A 16,261-nucleotide genomic window follows, 5' to 3' on the forward strand; every position below is an offset into this window, starting at 1 on the left:
TGGGATCGGGTCCGTTATCAGCCTGTTAGGGTTAATGGCCGGTAAAGGAGCCGGCCGATAGCGCTGTACGAAGCAGGGGTTTTGCCATTTTTATCGTTTTTCTTGGGCGTCGCCAGTAATCCCTAATGGAGTGTTGCCGCGATCTTAACGGCTGAGTTACCATAGTTGTTTACGGTGCATCCTGACCCAGTTTCGGAGTAGGGATGCATGTCCGTTCAGTCCGCGGCCGCAGATGTCGACGTTGACCTTAGGCAGCTCTTCGCCAGCCTGGCGAGGAACTGGCTGCATATATTGCTCTTCGTTCTGGTGGTGACCGGTCTGGCGTTTGCCTTCGCTTCTTTCGCGACCAAGCATTACAAGGCCCAGACGCAAGTGGAAATCGCCCCGCGCGAATCCGTCTACACCCGCCCGGCCGGCAGCAACAATGACGGCGACAAGCCGATCCTCGACGAGCAAGGCGTCGCCACCCAGGTCCAGATCATTTCGTCCAACGAAATCCTCAAGCAGGTGGCGCAGAAACTCGGCCTGGCGCGGCTGCGTGAGTTCGACGAAACGATCAACATGTCGGCGCTCAGCCGCGTGCTGATCCTGCTTGGTTTGAAGAACGACCCGATGGATGTTCCGGCCGACGAACGCGTGTTGAAGAAGATGCGCGAGAAGCTCAACGTGTTCGGCGTTGAAAAGACCCGCATCATTGCCATCGAGTTCTCCTCCGAGGATCCCAAGCTTGCCGCCGCCATCCCCGATGCCATTGCCGCCGCCTATATTGCCGGGCAGGGCGCGGCCAAGAGCGAATCGAACACCGCCGCCGCGGACTTTCTGGCGCCCGAGATCGCCGACCTGTCGAAGCAGGTCAGGGATGCCGAGGCCAAGGTCGCGGCCTATCGCGCGCAGTCCGACCTGCTGATGGGCGGCAACAATGCCACCCTGGCCACCCAGCAGCTGGCCGAGCTGTCGACCGAATTGTCGCGGGTGCGGGCCAATCGCGCCGCGGCCGAAGGCACCGCCGACAGCGTGCGCAAGGCGCTGCAGAATGGCGGCTCGCTGGATTCGCTGCCGGAAGTGCTGTCGTCCGATCTGATCCAGCGGTTGCGGGAACGGCAGGCCGAGCTGCGCGCCACCATCGCCGATCTGTCGACGACGATGCTCGACAATCATCCGCGTGTGCGCGCCGCCAAATCACAGCTCGCCGATCTCGACGCGCAGATCCGCAGCGAAGCCCAGAAGATCATGAAGGGCCTGGTGATGCAGGCCGATGCCGCCAAGGCGCGCGAAAGCCAGCTCGTCTCCGACGTCAATCAATTGAAGGCGGCTTCGGCGCAGGCCGGCGAACAGCAGGTCGATCTCGACGCGCTGCAGCGAGACGCCGCCGCCAAGCGCCAGCAGCTCGAGCTCTATTTGACCAATTACCGCGAGGCGGCTTCGCGTCAGGACCGCAACTATGTGCCGGTCGACGCCCGCGTCGCCTCACCGGCGTCGGTGCCCTCCGAGCCATACTTCCCCAAGGTTGGGCCGATCGTCGGCGCAGCTGCGGCGGCTTCGCTTCTGCTGGCGGCCATATTCACGCTGCTGCGGGAACTCTTCTCGGGCCGCGCCATGCGCCCGGCCCCAGGCGCCCGTTTTGCGCCGATCGACGAAGTGGCGATGCCGGCAACCGCGCGCCAGCAGCCGGACGCCCCTGAGCCATCCCGCCTGGAGCCGGCTGTCGCCAGCGCGTTTGCCGATCGTGGCGCCGACACGCAATGGCCCGAAGCGGTCGCGGAACAGGAGATGGCGGCGCAGTTGCGGCCCGTTGTCGAGCCCGAGCCTACCGTCAAGGCGGAGCCTGTCGCAGAGGCCAAATCGGTCGCCGAGCCGGAGCCGGTTGTCGAGCCCCAGAGGCCGCGCTCGGTGCTCGGTGAGATCGACATCGAGAAGGCAGCGGAAAAGCTGATCGCCAGCGGGGCCGCCCGCGCCATATTCGTCTCGCCCGAAGGCGACGAGGCAGCCGCATCGGCGATCCTGGTGGCGCGCGAAGTGTCCGACGCCGGCCTGCGCGTCCTGTTGCTCGACCTCACCGCCTCGGGCGCTGCTTCGCGGCCGATGCTGGACAGCGGGCTTTTTCCGGGCATCACCGATCTGCTCGCCTCGCAGGCGCAGTTCAGTGACGTCATCCATGCCGATCTCTATTCGGACTGCCACGTCATTCCGGTCGGCACCGCCGATCCGGTCCGCGCCATGCGCGCCGCCGACCGGCTGCCGATCATCATGCAGTCGCTGACCACCGCCTATGACCTGGTGGTGGTCGAGTGCGGGCCGGCCGACGCGCAAGGCATCAGCCGTCTCGGCGGCGAGGCCACCGAAGTGTTCCTGTCCATGCTCGAGCCGGACGACGAGGTCACCAAAGCCGCCGTCAAGCTGATCGAAAGCGGTTATCCCGATCTGACGCTGGTGACGCCGATTGGCCAAGAGCCGCCGGGCACACCGGGACGGCGCTCCGCGGCCTGAAACCCGCGCGCCCGGCCTATCCCAGCTCCAGCGTCGTCACGCCGAATACCCTGTCGGCATCGAGCTTCGGCGGCGTGCCTCTGTACATGCGGGTGGTGCTGAAGGTCGGTGAGAAATCGGCCGCCTCGAGCGCCGCAATGAAATCCACTTGGATGGCCGGCACGTCGATGTTCAATTCGCCACCGCACGCGCCAGACAGTTCGTCGAGCAGTTCGAGCGCGGTCTGCACGTCGTCGGCGAAGAGCGGGCCGATCTTGATGCCGCTGCGACAGGCTCGCGCCACCGCATAGCCGGCCGCTCCCTGCGAAGTGATCGCGGCCACGGCATGGTGTGGTGGCTGCAGCCATCGCTGCAGGAAAGACCACCGGGGTGCGGGAAAGCAAAGCGCATCATAGGCGATGATGTCGGGCGCCGGTTGCGCACGCACCATGCGAGACCGCTCGGCGCGAACGGGCAGGGCCGCAGGGCGCCCGCTGTAGCGGATGGTCTCGTAGACCGGCTCGAACCCCTTGCTCCGATAGTTGGCCTGCTGCTCCTCGACGCCGTCGAGGCCGATGGTGCGTCCGGCCAGCCTCTCCATGCCGGCCGTCCAAATCGCCTTGCCGTAGCCTTTGCCGCGCATGTCCGGGCGGCAGATGTAGAGGCCGATGAAACCGAAATCCTGCCCATAGGCCAGGGCCGAGATCGCGGCGACCATTTCGTCCCCGACAAAGGCACCGATGAAACCTTCCGGATCCGCAGCCTGGAACATCGCGGCGTCTTCAAGGCCGGGATTCCAGCCCTCCGCAGCCGCCCAGTCGATGAGGTCGGCCAATTCCCCCAGCGACAGCGTGCGGATGGTCGGATTCATGGTGCTCACTCCGCGGCGACAGCTCCGGGCGAGAACGATTTCAGCATACCGCGATAGGGCTTGGCCAGCGGGCTGGCATAGGCGCCGCGCTTCGATGTCGACAGGCCGAGCGCAATCAGCGCTTCGGCCTGCTTGATCGCCGCGCCGACGCCGTCGATGACAGGCAGTCCGAAATCCGCCTGCAACTGGTGCGCAAGGTCCGCCATGCCGGCGCAGCCAAGCACGATCGCTTCGGCGCGATCCTGCTCGACGGCCCGGGCGATTTCGTCGCGCAACTTGCCGGTCGCGCCTGATGCCGGATCCTCGAGCGCCAGCACCGGAATGTCGGCGGCCCGCACACGCGCACGTCCCGCCATGCCGTAGCGCTGCACCAACCCTTCCACCGGCACGCGCGAGTGTTCGGTGGTGGTTACGACGGTGAAGCGCTGGGCGATGAAGGACGCCATGCTGAGTGCCGCTTCGCAGATGCCGATGACGGGGATGGCGGCCATGGCCCGCGCGGCGTCGAGCCCGGTGTCGTCGAAACAGGCGATAATCGCCGCTTGCACACCGCGGCGTTCGCCGGCGGCGATCTCCATCAAAAGGCCGGGCACGGCCAGAGCCTCGTCATAATAGCCTTCGATCGAGGCCGGTCCCGTGGATGAGGTGACGGCGACGATTTCGGTCCTGGCGCCGGCGACCGCCCGCGCCGCCGCACCGATCGTCTCGGTCATGCTCGCCGTCGTGTTGGGGTTCACCACCAGGATCTGCACGGTCACGCTCTCGCCCGGCGGCGGCCGACATAGAGGATGGCGCCCAGGGTCGCCAGGATCACCAGGAAGGAGAACACCGTCGTCACCGTGCCCAGCGCGTAGAGCACCGGGGTCGTCACATTGGTGGTCATCCCATAGATCTCGAGCGGCAGCGTGTTGAAGGTTCCCGATGTCATCAGGGTGCGGGCGAACTCGTCATAGGAGAGCGTGAAGCCGAATAGGCCGACGCCGATCAGGCTCGGTGCGATCATCGGCAGCACGACATGGACGAAGGTCTGCCAGGAGGTGGCGCCGAGATCGCGCGCGGCCTCCTCGTAAGCCGGCGAGAAGCGGTTGAAGACGGCGAACATGATGAGCACGCCGAACGGCAAGGTCCAGGTCAGGTGCGCGCCGAAGGCCGACGTATACCAGGCCGGGCGCAGGCCGACCTGCTGGAAGACCACGCCTATGCCCAGTGAAATGATGATCGAGGGCACCACCAGGCTGGCGACCGCCAGATAGAACAATGCCGTGGCGCCGCGAAATTTTTGCCGGAAGGCAAGGCCCGCCAGCAGCGACACGATGACGGTGACGACCATCACCATCAGGCCTAGCACCAGCGAGCGTTTGAAGCTGCCGCCGAAATCGCCCACCGACTGGCGTTCGAACAGATTGGCGAACCAGTGCAGCGACACGCCATTGAGCGGGAAGGTGAGGCCGCCGGTCTCGCCCTGGAACGACAGGATCAGGATCGCCGACAGCGGGCCGTAGAGAAACAGCACGAACAGCGCGAAGAAGGCCGCCAGCACGTAGAATTCGAGGGTGCGTTTTTCGTGGCTCACGTCAAAGCTCCCGGCGGATATCGACGATGCGCAGGATGCCGGCGACCATCAAGAGCACCAGCACCAGCAGGACCACGGCGTTGGCGGCGGCGGCCGGGTACTGCAGCAGCGACATCTGGTTCTTCATCATCAGCGCCACGGAAGCGCTCTGGCCGCCCGACATCACCTGCACGGTGGAGAAATCGGCCATTACCAGCGTGACGACGAAGATGGTGCCGATCGCCATGCCGGGCTTGGCCAGAGGAATGATGACGTTCCAAAGCACCTGCCAGCCGGAGGCGCCGGCGTCGCGCGCCGCCTCGACCAGCGAGCGGTCGATACGCATCAGCGTGTTGAAGATCGGCGTCACCATGAACAGCGTGTAGAGATGCACCATGGCGAGCACGACCGCGAATTCGGAATAGAGCAGCCATTCGATGGGTTTGGGCACCAGACCCATATGCACCAGAGTGGAGTTGATCAGCCCGTTGCGGCCGAGCACCGGGATCCACGAGATCATGCGGATGATGTTGGAGGTCAGGAACGGCACGGTGCAGACCAGGAACAGCACCATCTGCATGGCTGTGGTGCGAATGTGGAAGGCGAGGAAATAGGCGACCCAGAAGCCGATGAACAAGGTCAGCGCCCAGACGATAACAGCGAATTTGATGGTGTTGAGATAGGTCTTCCAGGTGACCCAGGAGCCCAGCACGTCGGAATAGTTGGTGGTGAGAAAATCCGGATACATGGCGGCGAAGTCGTAATCCCAGAAGGACACGACGACGATCATGATGATGGGCAAAAGCAGGAAAGCACCAAGGATCAGCGCCAGCGGAGCCGACTGCAGATAGGGCGTGACGGCGCCGAGCGAGAAGCGGCGGCGACGCCTGGTGGGGCTGGCGGCGATGGTGGGGCGTTCGAGGGCGACTGTCATCTGGGCTCTCGGGTCAGGTTTGCGGTGCCGGCGGGACGGCCTTTCCTTCTCCCCTTGTGGGAGAAGGTGGCCTCGCGAAGCGAGGTCGGATGAGGGGTGTTCCAGCTTGCCAATGGCGGCACTCCGTCGCGCACCCCTCATCCGTCTCGGCGCTGCGCGCCGGTCCACCTTCTCCCACAAGGGGAGAAGGGGAAGAGGAGAGGCGCTTGTTCCTTTACGCCGCGATGAACTCGTTCCAGCGCTTCACCATGTAGCGGTCCTCGTCCATGACCGAGTTCCAGCAGGCGACCTTGCCCATGCGCTCCTCGAAGGAGCCGCCATCGCGCACGGCGCCGGCCTTTTCCATGACGGTGCCGTCCGGCGCCTTGATCTCACCCTTGGCCGGCTTGCCCTCGATCCAATAGCCCCACTCGTCCTCGGTCATGAACTTCTTGGCCGAGACCATGTTGGCAGAGTAGTAGCCCTGGCGGTTGAGGTAGCCGCCGACCCAGCCCGACGTGTACCAGTTGATGTATTCATAGGCAGCGTCGAGCTCGGCGCCCTTGAGGTGCGCGGCAAGGCCGAGGCCGCCGCCCCAGGAGCGGTAGCCTTCCTTGAGCGGCTGGAAGCGGCAAGGGATGCCCTTGGAGCGCACGGCGGCCACCGCCGGCGACCACATGGACTGGATGACCACTTCGCCCGATGCCATCAGATTGACGCTCTCGTCGAAGGACTTCCAGAAGGCGCGGAACTGGCCGCCCTGCTTGGCCTTGATCAGGAAATCGATCGTCTTGTCGATCTCGTCCTTGGTCATGTTGCCCTTGTCGGCATATTTGATGTTGCCCGTGGCTTCCATGATCATGGCGGCATCCATGATGCCGATGGAGGGGATGTTGAGGATGGCGGTCTTGCCCTTGAAGGCCGGGTCCATGATGTCGGCCCAGGTGGTTATATCGCGGCCGACGAGATCGGGGCGGATGCCCAGCGTGTCGGCATTGTAGATGGTTGGCACCATGGTGAACCAGTTGGTCGGCGCCTTGGCGAAGGTTTTGGAGTCCTGCGCCTCGACATAGCCCACCGTGTGCGGCGCGGTGCCCTGGGCGATCACGCTGTCGGGGGTGAGCTTGCCGGTTTTGAACAGCGGCACCAACTCGTCGTAATATTTCAGCTTGCTGACATCCATCGGCTGCAGCACGCCGGTGGGGAACACCTTCTTGCAGATCCAGTATTCGATATCGGCGATGTCGTAGCTGTCGGGCTGGGTCACGGCCCGCTGGGCGGCGGCGTCGGAATCGGTTGCCGTCATCTCCAGTGTGATGCCGAGGTCGGCCTTGCACTTGTCGGCGATGGCGTTGAGGTTCGACACGCCGGTGCCGAACTGCCGCAGCGTGATGTTGGACTGCGCCCAGATGGTCGGGAAGCCGGTGATGACGCCCGATCCGGCAGCGAGGCCGACGGCGGCCGCACCCGTCTTGAGCAGCGAGCGGCGGGAGATGCCAGTCTTGGTTTGTATTGTGTCTGTCATGTCTATTCCCCTGTCTTGTTTTGCTTGGTTGATTTCATGAATGAAGGCGACCGAGGACAATCGCATCCTCGGCATCCCAGGCGAGCGGTACGGCGTCGCCAATGGCGACGGGTTTGGCGAAGAAGTCGGAATCGTTGATGATGACGGTGAAATCGTCGATGCCGGCACCAGTGACGGAGAACTTCACCGTGGCGCCACGATATTCGATATTGGCGACGATGCCGGTGAAGCCGAGGCCCGCCGCGGGTGCCTCGCCGATACGCACGTGGTCGGTGCGGATGGCGATGTCGATCGGCGCGCCCATTTCCTGTGCTGCGCCGCTGGCGGCGAGCGAGCTGCCGCCATTGACGTCGAAAACGACCATGCCGTCCCGGCTGCCGGTGACCCGGCCGGAGATGACATTGTGGTCGCCCATGAAGCGCGCGACGAAGGCCGTGGCCGGCCGCTCGAACACGTCGCGCGGCGGCGCCGCCTGTTCGATGCGGCCGTCATTCATCACCACGATCAGGTCGGCAAGCGCCATCGCTTCCTCCTGGCTGTGGGTGACGTGGACGAAGGTGATGCCGAGCGACGTCTGCAATTTCTTCAGCTCGGCGCGCATGCGGATCTTCAGGAACGGATCGAGCGCCGAAAGCGGCTCGTCGAGCAGCAGTGCCTCGGGATCGGTGATCAGGGCGCGGGCGAGTGCGACGCGCTGCTGCTGGCCGCCGGAAAGCTGCGCCGGACGGCGCGTCGCATAGGCCTCCATCTGCATCAGCTTCAGCATTTCGAGCGCCTTGGTGCGACGCTTCTCCTTGTCGACCCCTTTCATCTTCAGGCTGAAGGCGACATTGTCGATGAGATCGAGATGCGGGAACAGCGCATAGGACTGGAACATCATCGCCGTGCCGCGCTTGGCCGGCGGCAGGTCGGTGACGACGGTGTTGCCGAGCCGAACGTCACCCGACGAGATGCTTTCGTGGCCGGCGATCATGCGCAGCGTCGAGGTCTTGCCGCAGCCGGAGGGGCCGAGCAGGCAGCAATAGGTGCCCGCCGGTATCTTCAGGCTGATATCCTCGACGGCGGTCGTCGTTCCATAGACTTTCGAAACGGACACGATGTCGATCTCGGCGGCTTTGGACATTCAGGCTTCCCCGTTTGGTCGCATTAACCAATGCATCATGCGTGCCAATATCGAGGTGACTGGCCAAGTATTTGAAGTGTCTGGCAAATCAGGCCTGCTGGCCGTTGCCTATCTGGCGGGCTGCCTTGTGCATTGCACAAATTATGGGCTATTGTGCGCGATCTGCACAAAAATCGTATGCAATCTTTTTTGGCTTTGTGTTCACTTTGCCCCTCGTGCGCGGACGGCGAGTCGCGTTAGAAGGGTGCGGGAACATCATCGCCATGAATATTGCCGATCAGATCTATTCCACCGACAGCGCCAATCAGGATCGCGCGCAGGCGATCCGTGACAATCTGCGCGACGCCATCGTCGATCGCCGTCTGGCGCCGGGCACCAAGCTGTCGGAGGGCGAGGTCGGCACACTGTTCGATGTGTCGCGCACCGTGGCGCGCGCGGCCCTGCAGATGTTGTCCTTCGAAGGACTGGTGCGTACGGAGCGCAACCGTGGCGCGTTCGTCGCCAACCCCTCGCCCGAGGAAGCGCGCCAGGTGTTCGCCTCGCGCCGGCTGATCGAGCCCGGCATTGCCATTGCCGCCTGCGGGCGCGTCACATCAGCCGACATCGCTGCTTTCAGGGCGCAACTCGACGAGGAGGGCCGCTTCATCGCCGAGCGCGGTCCGACCGCGCGGCGTTCCGAGATCAAGGCGTCCGGCGATTTTCATCTGCTGCTTGCTTCCGTCGCCGGCAACGCCATCCTGCAGCGCTTCATGGAGGAACTGGTCGCGCGCTCCTCGCTTGTCATCGCCCTTTATGGGCGGTCCGGCGTATCGGCCTGCGGGCACAGCGAGCACACGGACATTGTCGGTGCGCTGGAGAGCAGCGATTGCGAACGGGCCAGCCAGCTGATGCTGCACCACATCGACCATATCGAAGCCGATCTCGATCTGCGCGTCAGAGCGGGCCCGGCGCTTCGCGAGGCTCTCAATTTCTGAGGGCTAGTTTTCGTCGTCCGTTGCAGCTGGCGCTGCCTGTCCGGCTGCCTTACGGCGCAACATCTTGGTCAGCCTCCAGATCGCCGGGCTGTTCTTGACGAAGGCCTTCAGCCGCGCGCTCTGGCGAAGCGTCTGCGCCAGCGCGCGGCCCTTCAGCGTCAGCGGGACGAGCACCTCGAAATGCCGGGTTTCGACATCGCACCACTGCCGCTTGTACGGCTCGTCGCCGACGGAGAAATCATAGATGGCGAAACCCGTCTCGCAGGCTGCCTGGATGTTGTCGAAGAACAGGAAATCGCCGGGACTGCTGTAGGCGAGATCATCCTCGGCGATCGCGCCAAATTCGCAGATCAGGCGTTTCCCGGAACGGCTCGACCCGGTGATGGCGCGCAGCTTGCCGGCGACTTCCAGGCCATGCAGCACGAAAGAGGGCGTGTCCTCGGCCAGGGCTTGCGTGAACAGGGCGCGGAAGAAGGCGCGTGTCTGGTCGCCGCCGAAGACATTGGCAATGCCCATCTTGCGAAAGCGGAGCTCCTTCATCTCGAAGAAGGCGTCGAGCAATCTCTCAACCTCGTCCGGGCTGCGCGCCTCGATACGCCGATGGCTGCCGACGGCCTCGAATTTGCGCGTCTGCGCCCGATGTTTCTTGCGTTTGCGCTTGCCGCTGGCGCGCAGCAGCAGCGCATCGAAGCCACCCGCAAGGTCGACGGCCAGCGAAAGGTTGGGGCTGGCGAAATGATCGAGCGATGCGAGCGGATTGGCGATGCCATCGAGATCGGGCAGCAATCGTTCCAGCGCGACGAGATCGATGTCGGGGCGGGCCTTGGCGATGGCCGCAAACACTGAGCCGACGGCCGCGCTATCCGCCCTGGTCAGCCATTGCGGGTCGGCGGCGGCGAAATTGCCATTGGCATGGCGGCCACCCATGAGACGGGCGACCCGCAACGGGCCTTGGCTGACAACCTCCAGCGCCAGCGCGAAGATCGGCTTGCCTCCGAGCGTGAGCGTGGCCACGAGCAGATCCGGCTTGACCTGCGCGGCCCAGTTCAGGATCCATGTCGTGCCCTGCGCTGGTGCGCTAAGCGCCGACCGGCAGAACCCTGCATAGGCCGCGAGCCCTTCTGCACCCGTGACGGAGACCGATGGCCCGGCGGCGTCCTTCGGCAGGGCGCGTGGCGAAGCCTCGGTCGCGGCGAGCCGATTGCCGTCAAATGACGCCATTGCGTCAACCATACCTCAATCCTTAAGGCGTATTGATCCCGATTTGGGGGGCGCTCAGGCGTATTCCGTGCTTGGATCAGCCTAGGCGCAAAAGGTGAATGAATGATCGACGGTGGGGAGGCAATCCGGAAACTGGCGCTCAACGTCGCCCGCTATACCGGCCTCGCACCGCTGGCCAGGCCATTTGTCGGCGGCATCGGCGCCATCCTGATGCTGCACCGCGTGACGGCGACTCCCGAGAAGCCGGACAGCGTCAACCGGCACCTCAACATCGCGCCCAGTTTCCTCGACGCGGTGATCGCCGACATGAAGGCGGACGGCTATGTCTTCGTCTCGATGGACGAGGCCGTGCAGCGCATCAAGACAGGCGGCAAGAGCGGCCGGTTCGCCACCATCACCGCTGACGATGCCTATCGCGACAACATGACCGAGGCGCTGCCGGTGCTGGAAAAGCACGGCGCGCCGATCACCATCTATGTCGCGCCGGGGCTGATCGACGGCACCGCCGATCTGTGGTGGGATGTGGCCGAGGATATCGTCAATGCGTGCGACCGCCTGACTTTGTCGACCTCGAATGGTCCGACGGTGATCGATTGCGCGACCCCCGCCAGGAAAAGCCAGGCCATAACCCGGTTGCACGCCTATCTCGCCACCGAGGTCCGCGAGGAAGATTTGCGCACGGTGCTGCGCGATCTCGCCAGTTCAAATGGCGTCGACGCGGACGCGTCGCGTTTACAGACCCTGATGAACTGGGATGAGATCCGCACCGTCGCCGCGCATCCGCTGGTGACGATCGGCGCCCATACGATCAACCACAGCAATCTGAAGCGGCTTTCCGAAACCGATGCACGGCGCGAGATCGGCGCCGTGAAGGACATGCTGCGAGCAGAGCTTGGCAGGGAGCCGCTGCATTTCGCCTATCCCTATGGCTATCCAAGCGCCGTCGGCTGCCGCGAAGTCGGCTTTGCCGCTGACGCCGGCTATGTCTCCGCCGTGACGACCCGCCATGGCGTGCTGCGCGCCGAACATGCCGGCTTCCTGCATGCCTTGCCGCGCATTTCGGTCAATGGCCGCTACCAGAGCCTCGCCCACATCCGCACTATGCTGTCGGGCGTGACGACGCCGCTCGCCAATGCCGGCAAGATGGTCGTCACCGTCTGACCGGCATTTGCCGTCAATCCGCTTGCGCATTGATCCAGCCGCGTATGAGCTGCGAGCCGAAGTAGCCCGTTTCAACGCTTCACCCGCGGCTCCAGCATCAGCCATTTGATGATGCCCATCGCCGGCAGCACCCAGAGCAGGCCGCTAACCAGGAAGAACAGGAATTGCACCAGCGCGCTGGACTCCGACAGCCGCGCGACGGCGAAGATCGATGCGACCAGCGCATAGATGATGACCAGTGCCACCAGCAGGAACATTCCGATCAGCTTTTTCAGGCGAATAGGCATGGCTTGGCCTCGTTGATCGCTATCGCTTAGGCCGAACGCAAGACACGCGCAACCAGCGACATCGGGCGCGACGGCGTGCCGCGCTGCATGGTCTTGCCAGCACGGATGCGATGGTCCACCAATCCGCCAACTCAACCGGACGGGACAAGATCATGGCTGCCATATCAGCCGCCGCGCCATACGTCGCCCGCGACCGCGACCTGCGCAACCGCGCGCTTGTGCGCGGCTGGCTTTATGTCGTGCTCCTGGTGCTGTTTGCCCTGGTGCTGGTCGGCGGCGCCACGCGGTTGACCGAGTCCGGTCTTTCCATCACGCAATGGCAGCCTGTCCACGGCGTCATCCCACCGCTCAACGACGCCGAGTGGCAGGAGGAATTCCAGCGCTACCAGCAGATCCCGCAATACACTGAGCTCAACAAGGGCATGAGCATCGAGGCGTTCAAGTCGATTTTCTGGTGGGAGTGGGCGCACCGTCTGCTGGCGCGCAGCGTCGGCCTGGTTTTCGCCTTGCCGCTGCTGGTCTTCTGGGTGAGCCGCCGCATCGAGCGCGGCCTTGGGCCGAAACTCGTCGGTATTCTTCTCCTCGGCGGCCTGCAGGGCGCCATCGGCTGGTGGATGGTGGCCTCCGGCCTGGTCGACCGTGTGTCGGTGAGCCAGTACAGGCTGACGACGCATCTGACGCTGGCGGCGCTGATCTTCACCGCCACCATGGTCGTCGCGCGTGGGCTGGCGCCGCATTCCGAACCGGCGGCCGATCGTTCGACGCAGCGTCTGGCCGGCTTCATCGTGCTCCTGGCGTTGATCCAGATTTACCTCGGCGGCCTGGTCGCCGGGCTTGATGCCGGCTTGAGTTACAACACCTGGCCGCTGATGGACGGCAAGATCATTCCCGGCGATCTGCTGATCCTCGAGCCGGCATGGCGCAACTTCTTCGAGAGCCCGAAGACGGTGCAGTTTATCCACCGACTCGGCGCCTATACGGTCTTCGCTGTCGCGCTCTGGCACATGATCGCCACGCGTCGGCGGCTGCCCGGCTCGACCCATGCGCGGCGCGCGACGCTGTTGTTTGTGCTGGTGCTGGTGCAGGCCTCGATAGGCATCGGCACGCTGTTGATGCAGGTGCCGCTGCATATGGCGCTGACGCATCAGGGCTTTGCGCTGATCGTGCTGGGTTTCGCAGCCGCGCACTGGCGCGGCACCAAGGGCGCCTATCCCTTGCCGCAGGAGATCGTGCTCAGGAGTTGATGCGGAGCCTCTCAGCTCGCCCCGAGGTCAGAAACGCGCCAGTATGCCCGGATCGCCTCGGCGATCGACAATTCACGATTCTCCTCAACCGCGTTGTCGTCCTCGTGGTGCCAGGCCGCGGACAGGCAGCCATAGGCGATGGCATGGTCCAGTATCGCCGCCGGTGACTGCCCAAGCGTCTTGGCAAAGACTTCGGCCATGTGCGCGATCCGCTGGGGATCGAGGCAAAGCGCGTCGCGGTTGAGTGGGTTGTAGAACATGTTGGCGGCATCAAAGCCGGGGTCGCCGAGCACGCCCTTCGGATCGATCACCAGCCATCCGCGCGGCCCGTGCAGGATGTTGTCGTGGTGGAGATCACCATGCAGCGGCCTGATGTCATGCGGATCGGACAGCAGCCCTTCGGCGATGGCGGCGGCCTCGACATAGATGCTGGCGTGACCCGCATCTCGGTCTGTTGTGGCTTTCCTGAACAGGCTGGCATATCGCTCCCTGAGTGGCTGCAGCTCGGGCGGGTGCGGGTGTTGTGACGGCGAAAACAGTTTCGCCATCAGCTCAGCCGCGATCGCGGTTGCGGCGTTGTCTCCCTGTCGGTCGAGGACTTCCGAAAGCAGGGTTTCGCCGCCATATTCGAGCAGCATGCTGTGGCCGTCGCGGCCAAGCAGGCGCACCGCGCCTTCGCCGCGCCGCCAGGCCAGAAAATGCTCGCCGCGCAATTCGTCGGCGACATCGTCGAAAGGCTTGAGCGCCTTGACGACGGCCAGCGAGCCGTCGTCGCGAACAACCTTCCAGATGCGGCTCGAAAAGGTCTCGGCAATGAGTTCGGGCGCGCTGACTTTCCAGCGCGCCGGGAAGGCTGGTGCGACCATCAAAGGCCGAGCATCAGGTCCATGTTCTGGACAGCTGCGCCCGAGGCACCCTTGCCGAGATTGTCATAGACCGCCAGCAGCAGCGCCTGCGCGCGTTTGTCGTTGGCAAAGACATAGACCTTCATGCGGTTGGTGCCGTTGTAGATCTCGGGATCGATCTCCGGCATGCGCTCCAGATGCGCATAGGGCGCCACCTCGACCACGCCGCCCTTGATGGCGGCGAAATGGTCGGCAATCGCCGCATGAAGTTCGGCGCCGGTCGGCACACGGGCGAGGCTGCCGAGCTGCAGCGGCACCACGGTGATCATGCCCTGGGCGAAATTGCCGACCGCCGGCTGCATGATCGGGTCATGCGACAGTTTCGCATAGGCCCGCAGTTCCGGCACGTGCTTGTGCTGCAGGGTGAGGCCATAGGGCAGGAACTCCGAGGCGTCCTCGCCCTTGGCGACATAATCCTCGATCATCGGACGTCCGCCGCCCGAATAGCCGGAAATGCCGTTGACGGTGATCGGGAAATTGGCCGGCAGCAGGCCTGATGTGACCAGTGGCCTGAGCGTTGCGATCGGTCCCTGCGGCCAGCAGCCGGGATTGGCGACGCGCTTGGCCGTGGCAATCGTCTTGGCTTGCTCCTTGTCCATCTCGGCGAAGCCGTAGGCCCAGCCTTCGGCGACGCGATGCGCGGTCGAAGCGTCGATGACCTTGGTGGTGTTGTTGGCGATCAGCGAGACGCTTTCCTTCGCCGCATCGTCAGGCAGGCACAGGATCGCGATATCGGCGGCATTGAGGAATTCGGCGCGCGCCGCCGTTTCCTTGCGGCGCTCGGTCGGGATGGAAATGATCTCGAGGTCGCCACGCTCGGCAAGCAGCGCCCGGATCTGGAGGCCGGTGGTGCCGTGCTCGCCGTCGATGAAGATTTTCGGTTTCATGACCTGATCAAATTCCCTGATATTCCGAGACTATATGCCGTTACCGTGATTCACCGCGGCACCGTTGTGATTGCCGTTGTTCATCTCTTCCTGCCGCGCCTTCCGTTCAGCCAGCAGGCCGAGATACTGCATCGCGACCATCGAGCCGGCGATCGCCGTTATATCGGCGTGATCATAGGCCGGCGCAACCTCCACGACATCGGCGCCGACAATATCGACCTGGTTGAGCTGGCGCAGCGTCGACAGGATCTTCGCAGAGGACGGCCCGCCGGCCACCGGCGTGCCGGTTCCGGGCGCGTAGGCTGGGTCGAGGCAGTCGATGTCGAAGGTGAGGTACGTCTTCTTGCCGCCGGTGCGGTCGACGATGGCGTAGGCGATGTCGGAGGCGCGCATCTCCTCGATTTCGTGGCCGTAGAGGATCTTGATGCCGAACGTGTCGGGCGCGTGCGTGCGGATGCCGATCTGGATCGAACGGTCGGGATCGATGATGCCTTCCTTGACCGCGCGGCCGACGAAGGATCCGTGGTCGATGCGCTTGCCGTCATCCTCCCAGGTGTCCTGATGTGCGTCGAACTGCACCAAAGCGAGCGGTCCGTGGATCGCGGCATGCGCCTTGAGCAGCGGCCAGGTGACGAAATGGTCGCCGCCCAGCGTCAAAAGGAAGGCGCCTGATTTCAGGATCTTGGCCGCTTCGCGTTCGATCGTGGCCGGCGTCTTCTGATGGTTGCCGGAATCCAGCAGGCAGTCGCCGTAATCGACGACCGCGAGATGTTCGAACAAATCGCGCGAGAACGGATATTGCGGGTCATTGTCGAGGATCGCCGAGGCGCGGCGTATAGCCTGCGGCCCGAAACGGGCTCCGGGCCGGTTGGTAACGGCGGCGTCGAAGGGAATGCCCCACACCACCGCGTCCGCGCCCTTCACGTCCTTGGTGTATTTGCGCCGCATGAATGACAGCGCGCCGGAATAGGTCGGCTCAAGAGCGCCGCCCGTTTTGGAGCGGGCGGTGAAGGCATGGTCGATGTTCTTGGTCGCCATTACTGGTCCTCGTTTTCATCGGGGTGCAACAACTACAGAACCGGCATGGAAGATGCCAGTCACAGCTTGGGGAGACGAAACGGCGCCGCCCGGG

Annotated in this window: 15 protein-coding genes; 4 read left to right on the plus strand and 11 right to left on the minus strand. The window is 64.1% G+C overall.

The features are described from left to right. Positions 1-207 precede the first annotated feature (207 nt). Positions 208-2,487: a GumC family protein gene (locus tag ACWGS8_RS28765; protein ID WP_454584097.1), complete on the plus strand. Its 2,280-nt coding sequence runs from the start codon at positions 208-210 to the stop codon at positions 2,485-2,487. A 16-nt stretch (positions 2,488-2,503) separates the two neighbouring features. Here the strand turns inward: ACWGS8_RS28765 and ACWGS8_RS28770 are convergent, their stop codons facing one another. The 6 genes from ACWGS8_RS28770 to ACWGS8_RS28795 form a co-directional block, all read right to left on the minus strand. After that, positions 2,504-3,337: a GNAT family N-acetyltransferase gene (locus tag ACWGS8_RS28770; protein ID WP_454584098.1), complete on the minus strand. Its 834-nt coding sequence runs from the start codon at positions 3,335-3,337 to the stop codon at positions 2,504-2,506. A gap of 5 nt (positions 3,338-3,342) precedes the next feature. Further along, positions 3,343-4,089, minus strand: coding sequence for an aspartate/glutamate racemase family protein (locus ACWGS8_RS28775; RefSeq protein ID WP_454584174.1), 747 nt, complete (start codon positions 4,087-4,089; stop codon positions 3,343-3,345). A 2-nt stretch (positions 4,090-4,091) separates the two neighbouring features. Beyond that, complete coding sequence (locus ACWGS8_RS28780; RefSeq protein ID WP_454584099.1) at positions 4,092-4,910, minus strand: ABC transporter permease; 819 nt, start codon at positions 4,908-4,910, stop codon at positions 4,092-4,094. Between the two features lies 1 nt (position 4,911). Beyond that, positions 4,912-5,823 (minus strand): ABC transporter permease, encoded by a 912-nt coding sequence (locus ACWGS8_RS28785; RefSeq protein WP_454584100.1) that lies wholly within the window; start codon positions 5,821-5,823, stop codon positions 4,912-4,914. A gap of 214 nt (positions 5,824-6,037) precedes the next feature. Next, positions 6,038-7,327 (minus strand): ABC transporter substrate-binding protein, encoded by a 1,290-nt coding sequence (locus ACWGS8_RS28790; RefSeq protein ID WP_454584101.1) that lies wholly within the window; start codon positions 7,325-7,327, stop codon positions 6,038-6,040. Positions 7,328-7,361: 34 nt separating this feature from the next. Beyond that, positions 7,362-8,450: an ABC transporter ATP-binding protein gene (locus tag ACWGS8_RS28795; protein ID WP_454584102.1), complete on the minus strand. Its 1,089-nt coding sequence runs from the start codon at positions 8,448-8,450 to the stop codon at positions 7,362-7,364. A 263-nt stretch (positions 8,451-8,713) separates the two neighbouring features. Here ACWGS8_RS28795 and ACWGS8_RS28800 point away from each other — a divergent pair, with 263 nt between their 5' ends. After that, the gene (locus ACWGS8_RS28800) at positions 8,714-9,424 is read left to right on the plus strand and encodes a GntR family transcriptional regulator (RefSeq protein WP_454584103.1); all 711 of its coding nucleotides are present in this window, start codon (positions 8,714-8,716) and stop codon (positions 9,422-9,424) included. 3 nt (positions 9,425-9,427) lie between these two features. Here ACWGS8_RS28800 and ACWGS8_RS28805 read toward each other — a convergent pair whose 3' ends face one another. Then, the gene (locus ACWGS8_RS28805) at positions 9,428-10,657 is read right to left on the minus strand and encodes a GNAT family N-acetyltransferase (protein WP_454584104.1); all 1,230 of its coding nucleotides are present in this window, start codon (positions 10,655-10,657) and stop codon (positions 9,428-9,430) included. A gap of 90 nt (positions 10,658-10,747) precedes the next feature. On the opposite strand from ACWGS8_RS28805, the gene ACWGS8_RS28810 reads away from it, so the two are divergent. Continuing rightward, positions 10,748-11,806, plus strand: a complete 1,059-nt coding sequence (locus ACWGS8_RS28810; protein ID WP_454584105.1) for a polysaccharide deacetylase family protein — start codon at positions 10,748-10,750, stop codon at positions 11,804-11,806. Positions 11,807-11,877: 71 nt separating this feature from the next. Here ACWGS8_RS28810 and ACWGS8_RS28815 read toward each other — a convergent pair whose 3' ends face one another. Further along, on the minus strand, positions 11,878-12,093 hold the full coding sequence (locus ACWGS8_RS28815; protein ID WP_454584106.1) for a DUF2842 domain-containing protein: 216 nt from the start codon (positions 12,091-12,093) through the stop codon (positions 11,878-11,880). A gap of 152 nt (positions 12,094-12,245) precedes the next feature. Here ACWGS8_RS28815 and ACWGS8_RS28820 point away from each other — a divergent pair, with 152 nt between their 5' ends. Then, entirely contained in the window at positions 12,246-13,337 is a 1,092-nt protein-coding gene (locus tag ACWGS8_RS28820; RefSeq protein ID WP_454584107.1) for a COX15/CtaA family protein, read from the plus strand. Positions 13,338-13,348: 11 nt separating this feature from the next. Here ACWGS8_RS28820 and ACWGS8_RS28825 read toward each other — a convergent pair whose 3' ends face one another. Genes ACWGS8_RS28825 through speB form a run of 3 tightly spaced genes read right to left on the minus strand, consistent with a single transcriptional unit; the run spans position 13,349 to position 16,167 of the window. After that, complete coding sequence (locus ACWGS8_RS28825) at positions 13,349-14,206, minus strand: aminoglycoside phosphotransferase family protein (RefSeq protein WP_454584108.1); 858 nt, start codon at positions 14,204-14,206, stop codon at positions 13,349-13,351. Continuing rightward, positions 14,203-15,129, minus strand: a complete 927-nt coding sequence (gene argC, locus ACWGS8_RS28830) for an N-acetyl-gamma-glutamyl-phosphate reductase (RefSeq protein ID WP_454584109.1) — start codon at positions 15,127-15,129, stop codon at positions 14,203-14,205. The genes ACWGS8_RS28825 and argC overlap by 4 nt, the downstream gene beginning before the upstream one ends. A 30-nt stretch (positions 15,130-15,159) precedes the next feature. Next, the gene (gene speB / locus ACWGS8_RS28835; protein WP_454584110.1) at positions 15,160-16,167 is read right to left on the minus strand and encodes an agmatinase; all 1,008 of its coding nucleotides are present in this window, start codon (positions 16,165-16,167) and stop codon (positions 15,160-15,162) included. Positions 16,168-16,261 lie beyond the last annotated feature (94 nt).

It is taken from the genome of Mesorhizobium sp. 43Arga (assembly GCF_053714255.1).

Excerpts from the sequence above, each read along its gene's own strand:
- argC (WP_454584109.1), bottom strand. The coding sequence starts at position 15,129 with ATGAAACCGAAAATCTTCATCGACGGCGAGCACGGCACCACCGGCCTC.
- ACWGS8_RS28795 (WP_454584102.1), bottom strand. The coding sequence starts at position 8,450 with ATGTCCAAAGCCGCCGAGATCGACATCGTGTCCGTTTCGAAAGTCTAT.
- speB (WP_454584110.1), bottom strand. The coding sequence starts at position 16,167 with ATGGCGACCAAGAACATCGACCATGCCTTCACCGCCCGCTCCAAAACG.
- ACWGS8_RS28820 (WP_454584107.1), top strand. The coding sequence starts at position 12,246 with ATGGCTGCCATATCAGCCGCCGCGCCATACGTCGCCCGCGACCGCGAC.
- ACWGS8_RS28785 (WP_454584100.1), bottom strand. The coding sequence starts at position 5,823 with ATGACAGTCGCCCTCGAACGCCCCACCATCGCCGCCAGCCCCACCAGG.
- ACWGS8_RS28805 (WP_454584104.1), bottom strand. The coding sequence starts at position 10,657 with ATGGTTGACGCAATGGCGTCATTTGACGGCAATCGGCTCGCCGCGACC.
- ACWGS8_RS28770 (WP_454584098.1), bottom strand. The coding sequence starts at position 3,337 with ATGAATCCGACCATCCGCACGCTGTCGCTGGGGGAATTGGCCGACCTC.
- ACWGS8_RS28765 (WP_454584097.1), top strand. The coding sequence starts at position 208 with ATGTCCGTTCAGTCCGCGGCCGCAGATGTCGACGTTGACCTTAGGCAG.
- ACWGS8_RS28810 (WP_454584105.1), top strand. The coding sequence starts at position 10,748 with ATGATCGACGGTGGGGAGGCAATCCGGAAACTGGCGCTCAACGTCGCC.
- ACWGS8_RS28800 (WP_454584103.1), top strand. The coding sequence starts at position 8,714 with ATGAATATTGCCGATCAGATCTATTCCACCGACAGCGCCAATCAGGAT.
- ACWGS8_RS28790 (WP_454584101.1), bottom strand. The coding sequence starts at position 7,327 with ATGACAGACACAATACAAACCAAGACTGGCATCTCCCGCCGCTCGCTG.
- ACWGS8_RS28815 (WP_454584106.1), bottom strand. The coding sequence starts at position 12,093 with ATGCCTATTCGCCTGAAAAAGCTGATCGGAATGTTCCTGCTGGTGGCA.